At 59.3% G+C, this 2920-nt stretch carries 4 protein-coding genes; 1 reads left to right on the forward strand and 3 read right to left on the reverse strand.

The genetic code is table 11. The features are described 5' to 3' along the window. The 3 genes from E0F99_RS29505 to rimO form a co-directional block, all read right to left on the reverse strand. Positions 1-235 (reverse strand): S4 domain-containing protein (locus E0F99_RS29505; RefSeq protein WP_278045767.1); only part of this gene is annotated, 235 nt, incomplete at its 3' end. 114 nt (positions 236-349) lie between these two features. Further along, positions 350-820 (reverse strand): GNAT family N-acetyltransferase, encoded by a 471-nt coding sequence (locus tag E0F99_RS29510; protein ID WP_083359863.1) that lies wholly within the window; start codon positions 818-820, stop codon positions 350-352. A gap of 111 nt (positions 821-931) precedes the next feature. Then, positions 932-2272 (reverse strand): 30S ribosomal protein S12 methylthiotransferase RimO, encoded by a 1341-nt coding sequence (gene rimO, locus E0F99_RS29515; RefSeq protein ID WP_083359862.1) that lies wholly within the window; start codon positions 2270-2272, stop codon positions 932-934. Positions 2273-2560: 288 nt separating this feature from the next. Here rimO and E0F99_RS29525 point away from each other — a divergent pair. Continuing rightward, positions 2561-2920, forward strand: a 360-nt coding sequence (locus E0F99_RS29525) for a KUP/HAK/KT family potassium transporter (RefSeq protein WP_207303112.1), incomplete at its 3' end; no start/stop codon positions are given.

The raw sequence follows: 2920 nt of genomic DNA on the forward strand, positions 1-2920 counted from the left end.
CGCTGTCGCCATCCCCAGCCGCCGGCGCCGGCAGCAGAATGTTGACCGGCCCCGGCGTCGTGTCGTTCGCCTCTGGGTCCAGCTCGACCTTCTGGGTGGTGATCTTGAACTGCGGCTCGTCGATCACTTCGCCGTCCACCGAGACCCAGCCGCCTTCAATAAACAACTCGGCCTCCCGACGGGAGCAACCGACCAGTTCGATAAGGCGTTTGGAAAGGCGTATGGGGTCAGTCATGACAAGGGCCGTAGCAAAAGGGGGCGGCTATTGTACCTGTGTGGGCGCGGTTAATCCCGGCCCCATTTCAGCGCGGTGCTTTATTGGTCAATACAGGCTTCAAAATGTGTGGGGTCAGCCACTGCGTAGGTGTTGCTGCTGACGCAAACGCATGTGCAGCAAGGGGTACGGCTGGCCCAGACCATCATGTTCCGCACGTCCGATCACTTCGAAACCCTGTTTGAAGTAAAAGCCCAGGGCCTGGGGGTTCTGTTCGTTGACGTCCAGCTCATCGGCATTCAAGTGCTCGATCGCATAGCGCAGCAGCTGTTGGCCCAGGCCCTGGCCACGGTACTGCGGGTCGATAAACAGCATTTCGATCTTGCTCGCTGCCACCCCGGCAAACCCGGTAATACGTTGGCGAGCGTCTTTGGTGCAGATCAGCATCACCGAGTCCAAGTAACGTCTCAGTACCAGATCCTTAAGCAGGACGATGTAGCTGTCCGGCAAGAAATCGTGGGTGGCTCGCACCGAGTCCTCCCAGATCTGCGCCAATTGCGCGTAGTCGCTGACTTTAGGTGTGTGGATAACTGAACGCTGACGCATGCCCGCTGCCCCTTGCCTAGATCTTCGCCAATGGGCAAACGATAGACCTAAAAAAGCCCCGCATCTTGTCCAGAGGCGGGGCTTTTTTATTTTTTTACACGCCTGTGACGATCAGTCGCGCTTTTGTGCCCACAGGTCGTATTCGTCGGCGTCAGTCACCGTGCACCAGACTTTGTCGCCCGGCTTCAAACCGCTGGCATCGTCGATAAACACGTTGCCGTCGATTTCCGGCGCATCGAAGAAGCAACGGCCAACCGCGCCTTGCTCGTCGACTTCGTCGATCAGTACTTCGATTTCCTTGCCGATGCGCAGTTGCAGGCGCGCCGAGCTGATCGCCTGTTGGTGCGCCATGAAGCGCTCCCAACGGTCTTGCTTGACGTCGTCCGCAACGATGGCAGCGTCCAGCAGGTTGGCCGGAGCGCCTTCTACCGGCGAGTACTGGAAACAGCCGACGCGGTCCAGCTGCGCTTCGGTCAGCCAGTCCAGCAGGTACTGGAAGTCTTCTTCGGTTTCGCCGGGGAAACCGACGATGAAGGTCGAGCGGATAATCAGTTCCGGGCAGATCTGGCGCCAGTTCTTGATGCGCGCCAGGGTCTTGTCTTCGAAGGCTGGGCGTTTCATCGCCTTGAGGATTTTCGGGCTGGCGTGCTGGAACGGGATGTCCAGGTACGGCAGGATCTTGCCGGCGGCCATCAACGGGATCAGCTCGTCCACGTGCGGGTAGGGGTAGACGTAGTGCAGGCGCACCCACACGCCCAGGCTGCTCAAGGCTTCGCAGAGTTCGGTCATGCGGGTTTTCACCGGCGCGCCATTCCAGAAACCGGTGCGGTACTTCACGTCGACGCCATAGGCGCTGGTGTCCTGGGAGATTACCAGCAGCTCTTTCACGCCGGATTTGACCAGGCGCTGAGCCTCGTCCAGCACATCGCCGACCGGGCGGCTGACCAGCTTGCCGCGCATCGACGGGATGATGCAGAAGCTGCAACTGTGGTTGCAGCCTTCGGAAATCTTCAGGTACGCGTAGTGGCGCGGTGTCAGCTTGATGCCTTGGGGCGGCACCAGGTCAATCAGCGGGTTGTGGTCCTGACGCGGCGGCACTACGTCGTGCACGGCGTTGACCACCTGCTCGTACTGCTGCGGGCCGGTCACGGCCAGCACACTTGGGTGCACGTTGCGGATAGCGCCTTCTTCCACGCCCATGCAGCCGGTGACGATGACCTTGCCGTTTTCCTTGATGGCTTCGCCGATCACTTCCAGCGACTCAGCCTTGGCCGAGTCGATGAAGCCACAGGTGTTGACCACCACCACGTCGGCGTCCTGGTAAGTGGACACGACGTCATAGCCTTCCATACGCAGTTGCGTGAGGATGCGCTCGGAGTCGACCAGAGCCTTCGGGCAACCCAGGGATACAAAGCCGACCTTGGGGTTGGCTTTTGCGATGGTGGTGGACATGTCTAACCTCGGTATTGAATGACGCCGCCGGCTAGAAGGGCAGGGCAGCGGATGGGCACTTGGTGTGCCTCTGATCAAAAAGTGCGCAATTCTAGCGACGGGCAACGCACTTGACCAGCTTTATGCAGGGAAATGCGACGAGTGCTGCGCTATGCTTCGCGCCGTTACACACGGGTAAAACCCTTGGGTCAACAAAACGTCTGTTACGAGAAGTAAAACAGCGCATGCTACGGTCAGCTTAGACGCGTTGTTTATAGAAGACCTTAGGTCAAAGGGCAGGAGTGGTTGATGGGTCAGGCAAATAGTCAGGCAGCAGGTGCCGAGCATTCCAATGCAAAGCCGATTGGCATGCTGGTGGCGGCGGTCGGGGTGGTTTACGGCGATATCGGCACCAGCCCGCTCTATACCCTTAAAGAAGTGTTTACCGGCGGTTATGGGGTTCAGGTTAACCATGACGGCGTTTTCGGCATTCTGGCGCTGATTTTCTGGTCGCTGGTGTGGGTGGTGTCGATCAAGTACGTGCTGTTTATCTTGCGCGCAGACAACCAGGGCGAGGGCGGCATCCTGGCCCTGACGGCGCTGGCGCGACTGGCGGCTGGGCCGTTCCCCCACTTGCGTTCCGGTCTGGTGTTCCCTGGCTTTCTTCGG

The organism is Pseudomonas antarctica (genome assembly GCF_900624995.1).
Classification (GTDB): domain Bacteria; phylum Pseudomonadota; class Gammaproteobacteria; order Pseudomonadales; family Pseudomonadaceae; genus Aquipseudomonas; species Aquipseudomonas antarctica.